Source organism: Phreatobacter sp. (assembly GCF_030691135.1).
Lineage (GTDB): Bacteria > Pseudomonadota > Alphaproteobacteria > Rhizobiales > Phreatobacteraceae > Phreatobacter.
Genome location: NZ_JAUYFA010000099.1, coordinates 45289 through 51917, shown reverse-complemented (window position 1 = coordinate 51917; position 6629 = coordinate 45289). Strand labels below are relative to the sequence as shown.

General features: G+C 68.6%; 4 protein-coding genes and 1 pseudogene. 3 read left to right on the top strand and 2 right to left on the bottom strand.

Going from position 1 to position 6629, the window contains the following annotated elements:
* Positions 1 to 882: pseudogene (locus Q8O26_RS18500) on the top strand (RNA-binding protein); the annotation flags it as partial.
* Positions 883 to 885: 3 nt separating this feature from the next.
* Positions 886 to 1440 (top strand): 16S rRNA (guanine(966)-N(2))-methyltransferase RsmD, encoded by a 555-nt coding sequence (gene rsmD / locus Q8O26_RS18495; RefSeq protein ID WP_305578292.1) that lies wholly within the window; start codon positions 886 to 888, stop codon positions 1438 to 1440.
* 8 nt (positions 1441 to 1448) lie between these two features.
* Here the strand turns inward: rsmD and mscL are convergent, their stop codons facing one another.
* Positions 1449 to 1859 carry a large conductance mechanosensitive channel protein MscL gene (gene mscL, locus Q8O26_RS18490; protein WP_305578289.1) on the bottom strand — a complete coding sequence of 137 codons (411 nt, stop codon included), beginning with the start codon at positions 1857 to 1859 and terminating at the stop codon, positions 1449 to 1451.
* Between the two features lie 206 nt (positions 1860 to 2065).
* On the opposite strand from mscL, the gene Q8O26_RS18485 reads away from it, so the two are divergent.
* Entirely contained in the window at positions 2066 to 5611 is a 3546-nt protein-coding gene (locus tag Q8O26_RS18485; RefSeq protein ID WP_305578287.1) for a NahK/ErcS family hybrid sensor histidine kinase/response regulator, read from the top strand.
* A 12-nt stretch (positions 5612 to 5623) separates the two neighbouring features.
* On the opposite strand, the gene Q8O26_RS18480 is transcribed toward Q8O26_RS18485, so the two are convergent.
* Positions 5624 to 6586, bottom strand: coding sequence for an alpha/beta hydrolase (locus Q8O26_RS18480; protein WP_305578285.1), 963 nt, complete (start codon positions 6584 to 6586; stop codon positions 5624 to 5626).
* Positions 6587 to 6629: the final 43 nt, after the last annotated feature.

Genomic DNA, 6629 nt, shown 5'->3' with positions numbered 1-6629 from the left:
GAGCGCCCGTTCCGGGATCGGGACGGCGATGCCCCGCGTGGCGAGTTCAAGCCGCGCGGCGAGTTCAAGCCGCGTGGAGACCGCCCGTTCCGGGATCGTGACGGCGACGCTCCGCGTGGAGACTTCAAACCGCGCGGCGAGTTCAAGCCGCGTGGCGACCGCCCGTTCCGGGATCGTGACGGCGACGCCCCGCGTGGTGACTTCATGCCGCGCGGCGAGTTCAAGCCGCGTGGCGACCGCCCGTTCCGCGACCGTGACGGCGACGCCCCGCGTGGCGACTTCAAGCCGCGCGGTGAGTTCAAGCCGCGTGGCGACCGCCCGTTCCGCGACCGTGACGGCGACGCCCCGCGTGGCGACTTCAAGCCGCGCAGTGACTTCAAACCCCGTGGAGAGCGCCCCACCAGGGACGGCGATGCACCGCGACGCGACTTCAAGCCCTGGGGCGACCGCGACGATCGCGGTGGCGGCGGTCGGGACTTCAAGCCGCGCGAGCGCAGCTTCGGTGATCGGGCCGAGCGCCCGGACGGCGACCGTCCGCGTGGCGGCAAGCCGTTCGGTGATCGTCCGTCGGGTGGGCGTTCATTCGGCGACCGCCCCTCCGGCGGCAAGTCGTTCGGTGATCGTCCGTCGGGTGGCCGTTCATTCGGCGACCGCCCCTCCGGCGGCAAGTCGTTCGGTGACCGTCCCTCCGGCGGGCGTTCATTCGGCGACAAGCCGTCGGGCGGCAAGAGTTTCGGCGGTGCCCGCGGCGAGCGCTCCTTCGGTGACAGGCCGTCGGGCGGCAAGAGCTTCGGCGGCAAGAGCTTCGGAGGGAAGCCGGGCGGCAAGCCCTTCGGGGGCAAGCCTGGCGGCAAGCCCTTCGGGGGCAAGCGGGACCGCTGAGCCTTGCGTATCGTCGGCGGCAAGTTTCGCGGGCGCAGCCTGCTCGGACCGAAGTCGGACGCGATCCGCCCGACTTCGGACCGGCTGCGCGAGAGCCTGTTCAACGTGCTCGCCCACGGCTACGGCGATCCGTGCGACGGCGCACGGGTCATCGACCTCTTCGCCGGCACGGGTGCCCTCGGCCTCGAGGCGCTGTCGCGGGGCGCGGTCTATGCCGCCTTCGTCGACCAGAGCCCCGAGGCGCGCGGGCTAATCCGCGGCAATGTCGACGCGATCGGGCTGGCGGGTGTGACCGGGCTGCTGAAACGCGACGCCACCCGGCTCGGGGCGCTGGCGCCCTTCGAGCCGTTCACACTTGTCTTCTGCGACCCGCCCTATCGCAAGGGTCTCGGCGAAAGCGCGCTGGCAAGCGCGCGCGAGGGCGGCTGGCTCGCCGCCGGAGCGCTCGTGGTGCTGGAAGAGGCGGCGGACACCGTCGTCGCCATCCCCGAGGGCTACGTGCTGGAGGAACGGCGCGAGGCGGGCGAGACGCAGCTCCTGTTCCTGCGCCCCGCCTGAGTCCCGACCTATTTCTTCAGGAGATCGCGGATCTCGGTAAGGAGCAGGACGTCGGCCGGGGGTTCGGCCGGCTTGGCCGGCGCGGCCTCTTCCTGCCGCTTCAGCCTGTTCATGCCCTTCACGACCATGAACATGAGCGCGGCGATGATCATGAAGTTGATGGCGATGGTGATGAAGCGGCCATAGGCGATGACCGCGCCCTGCTTCTGCGCATCGGCGAGGTTGGTAGCGGTGACCGACTTGCTCAAAGCCAGGAAATAGTTGGTGAAGTCGAAGCCGCCGATGGCGCCGAGGATCGGCATGAACAGGTCGCCGACGACGGATTCGACGATGCGGCCGAAGGCTGCCCCGATGATCACGCCGATCGCGAGATCGACGACATTGCCCTTGAGGGCAAATTCCTTGAATTCCTTGAGCATGGCGAGCCCCTTCCCTGTCGTGTCTGCTGCTGAATCGCAGCGGGAGGATTGGGCAGGCTCGCTGAGAAAGCAATCTCTTTCCCTAGCGGAATGTCGCTGGGGCGTGGACAGGTCCCGGCCCGCATGATCAAGTCGAATCCCGACACGGGGCCCGCGACGCCGCCATGACAGTGCTCCCATGACAATGTTTTCGTGACACGCTTCCCATGAGCATGGGCCTCGTCATCATCCTGACCGCCTTCGCCTATCTGGGCGCGCTCTTCGTCGTGGCCAATTGGGGCGACAGGCGCCGGGCCAAGGAAAAGGCGATCCGGCACAGCCAGACGTGGATCTATCCGCTGTCGCTCGCGGTCTACTGCACCTCCTGGACCTTCTTCGGATCGGTCGGCCTCGCCTCGCGCTCCGGCTTCGACTTCCTCGCCATCTATATCGGACCCATGCTGTTCTTCGGGCTGTTCTGGCCGCTGATCAGCCGGGTCGTGCGGATCGCCAAGGCGCAGAACATCACGTCCATCGCCGACTTCATCGGCGCGCGCTACGGCAAGAGCCAGGCGGTGGCAGGCATGGTCTGCCTCATCGTCACGGTCGGCACGATCCCCTACGTGGCGCTGCAGCTCAAGGCGGTGTCCTCATCCCTGATGACGACGATCCGGCCCGACGAGATCGTCAATGTCACGCAGGAACTGCCGTTCTTCGGCGACCTCGCACTGGTCGTGGCCGTGTCCATGGCGGTGTTCGCCATGCTGTTCGGAACCCGACATGCGGATGCCACCGAGCATCAGGACGGGCTGATCCTGGCGGTGGCGGCGGAATCGATCGTCAAGCTCGTCTGCTTCCTCGCCATCGGATTCTACACGACCTACGTCATGTTCGACGGGTTCTCCGACCTGTTCGGGCAGGCCATGGCCCGGCCTGACATCGTCGGCTCGGTGCTGCGCTGGCCGGATCTCTCCACCTTCGTCGCCATGAGCTCCCTGTCCTTCTGCTGCGCCATCCTGCTGCCGCGCATGTTTCATGTCGGCGTGGTGGAGAATCATTCCGAGGCCGAGATCCGGCGGGCCTCCTGGCTTTTTCCGCTCTATCTCGTGCTGATCAACATCTTCGTCGTCCCCATCGCCGTCGCCGGGCTCCTCGTCTTTCCGCCGGGCTCGATGGACAGCGACATGACGGTGGTGGCGCTGCCGATGTCGCGGGGCAACGAGATCCTGACACTGGCGGCCTTCATCGGCGGCCTGTCCGCCGCGACCGCGATGGTCATCGTCGCGAGCGTCGCCCTGTCCATCATGATCTCCAATGACGTGGTCATCCCCTCGCTGCTCAAGCTGCGGGGCCGGCTGCTGGCGAGAGAAGGATCGGCCGACGACCGGACCGATCTCGGGCCCACCATCCTGATGATCCGCCGCACCATCATCCTCGCGGTGATGATCGGCGCCTATCTCTATTACCGGGTGGCTGGCGACGCGCAGCTAGCCTCCATCGGCCTCCTGTCCTTCGCGGCAGTGACGCAACTGGCACCCGCCTTCTTCGGCGGCCTGTTCTGGCGGCGCGCCAATGCCGGGGGAGCGATCGCCGGCATGGCCGGGGGGCTGGCGGTCTGGGCCTATACGCTTCTCGTCCCCATGCTGACGACGACGGGGGCCATGCCCATCAGCATGGTCGCGGTGGGGCCGTTCGGGATCGAGTGGCTGCGGCCGCAGAACCTGTTCGGGCTGGTCGACCTGCCGCCGCTCGCCCATGGGGTCTTCTGGTCGCTGTCACTCAACATCGTCCTCTTCGTCGGCGTCTCGCACCTGCGCCGCGCCTCGGCCATCGAGGTCATGCAGTCCAAGGTCTTCCTGCCCTCGCCGTCCTCGGACTATGCGCCGAGCTTCCGGCTCTGGCGCAGCGCGGTGACGGTGGAGGACGTGCGCTCGACGGTGGCGCGCTATCTCGGCGCAGAGCGCACCCATGCGGCGTTCGAGAGCTATGCCATGGAGCAGGGCGTTCCGCTGGAAGGCGCGGCGGAGGCCGACATCGACCTGCTGCGCTATTCGGAACGCCTGCTTGCCTCGGCCATCGGCACGGCGTCGTCGCGGCTCGTCCTGTCGCTGCTGCTGAAGAAGCGGTCGGTGTCGACGACCGACGCGCTGAAGCTGCTCGACGATGCCAATGCGGCGATGCAGTACAACCGCGAGGCGCTGCAGACGGCGCTCGAACATGCACGCCAGGGCGTCAGCGTCTTCGATGCCGACGGCAATCTCATGGTGTGGAACCGGCCCTTCGCCGAGGTCCTCGCCCTGCCGGCCGAGACGCTGCATATCGGCACCGGCTTCGACCGGATCCTGCGGGCGCTGGCCGTCCGCGGGGAGTTCGGGGCGGGCGATGTCGAAGCCCTGGTCGCCGAGCGCGCCGACCGCCTGCTGCGCGCCGACGAGCCGCAGATCGAGCGCCTGGCCATGCTCGGGCTGTTCATCGAGGTGCGCGCCGCCCGCCTGCCGGACGGCGGCATCGTCACCACCTATACCGACGTCACCGCGTCGGTCGCCGCGGCGGAAGAACTGGAGCGGGCCAACGAGACGCTGGAGCGCCGGGTGCGCGAGCGGACGGAAGAGCTGACGCGGCTCAACGCCGAACTGGCCAAGGCCAAGCAGGAGGCCGACGAGGCCAACCTCTCCAAGACGCGCTTCCTGGCGGCGGCCAGCCACGACATCCTGCAGCCTCTGAACGCCGCCCGTCTCTACACCACCAGCCTCGTCGAGCGCGGCACCAGCGGCGACGAGCGCCGGTTGGTGGACAATGTCGACGCCTCTCTCGAGGCGGTGGAGGAGATCCTCGCGGCGCTGCTCGACATCTCGCGGCTCGATGCCGGCGCGATGAAGCCGGAATTCGGAAGCTTCCGCATCGACGAGCTGTTCCGCCAGCTGGCCGTCGAATTCGCCCCGATCGCCGAGCAGAAGGGGCTGAGCCTCACCTTCGTGCCGACCGCCCTCGCCATCCATTCCGACCGGCGGCTGCTGCGGCGGCTGCTGCAGAACCTCATTTCCAACGCGATCAAATATACCGCCAAGGGCAATGTCCTCATCGGCTGCCGCCGCCGCGGCAAGAAGCTGTCGCTGGAGGTGCACGATACCGGACCCGGCATCCCCCAGGCCAAGCAGCGGATCATCTTCCAGGAGTTCCAGCGCCTGGAGCAGGGCGCCAAGGTCGCACGCGGCCTCGGGCTCGGCCTGTCGATCGTCGAGCGGATCGCCCGCGTTCTGGAGCACCGGCTCACCGTGAAGTCGAAAGTGGGCCGCGGTTCGACCTTCGCGGTCGTGGTGCCGATCGCGCCTGCCCTGCCTGCCGTCGCTCCGGGCCCTGCCCCGCCGCCCATGCCTGCGGCGCCGCTGGACGGCCTGACGGTCCTCGCCATCGACAACGAACCGAAGATCCTCGAGGGCATGGACGCGCTGCTGTCGGGCTGGGGCTGCCGCACGCTGCTGGCCGACGGCTGGCAGGCGACCCACGACGTGCTCAACGCCAGCCAGACGCCGCCCGACGTGGTCATCGTCGACTACCACCTCGACCACGGCAACGGCCTCGACGTCGTTACCCAGTTGCGCTGGCGCTTCGGAGCCTCGCTGCCCGCCATCCTGATCACCGCGGACCGCAGCCAAGAGGTGCGCGACCGGGCGCAGGCGAAATCGGTGCATCTCCTGAACAAGCCGGTGCGGCCGGCAGCACTCAGGGCGCTGCTCGCCCAGTGGCGCGTGCGCAAGATCGCGGCGGAATAGACCGGCCGCGCCTCAGTCGGCGCAGGCCGCCGCCATGAAGGTCTCGATCTGCGACAGGCACCGGTCTGTGTTGGAGCCGGGAAAGGCGATGAAGACGTGGCAGCCGCCTGCATAGACGTCGAGTGAGGCGCCGTTGCCGGCGGCGGCCCAGCGCGGCGCCATGAACAGCGTGTCGTCGACCAGCGGATCGGCGGCTCCGACGGTAAAGAGGGCCGGCGGCATGCCCCGGAGGTCGGCATGGAGCGGCGAGATGTCGGGGTCGCTGACGTCGCCACCCTGGACCAGGAAATGGCGCACGAACATCTCGATGTCGCGGGTGTTCAGCACCAGCTTCTCGGCGCCCCAGCGCCGCACCGAGGGGGTCAGGGCGAGATCGTAGCAGCCGGCGTGGAGATTGGCGGCGCGGAAGGGCATGACGCCGTGCCGGTCGCGCAGGCGCAGGAGCGTCACGGCGGCCAGATGGGCACCGGCGCTCTCGCCGCCGATGACCAGGCGGTCGGTGCCGAACAGCGCCCGGGCCTCGCGGGCGATCCACAGTGCCGCCGCCTCGCAGTCGTCCGGGCCCTGGGGATAGGGATGTTCGGGCGCGAGACGATAGTCGACGGAGACGCAGGCCATGCCGGCGCGGTCGGCGAAGCGCTCCAGCCACTGGTCCTGCTGGTCGACGCTGCCGAGGACCCAGCCGCCGCCGTGGATGTGCAGATAGACGCCCTTGGGGCTCTCGGGCGCGATGATCCTGAGATCGATGGGACCGTGCGGCCCCTCCATGGTGATGGTCCGCGCCCGCGGCGAGGGGATGGGTGCCGGGAAGGCGCCGCGGCCCTCGCGCCGCATCTGCCGGATGATTTCGGGGGCGAAGGCCCAGTTGTCCCAGGTTTCGAGGCGCTTGACGATCGCCGCATTGACGGCGAGGGCATCAGCGGGCGCCTCGCCGGAGGCGAAGGAAATGGCAATGGCGCTGGACAGGTCGATCATGATTCATCCGCCTCGGGGTGCGGCGATGAAAGCCCGACGGGCC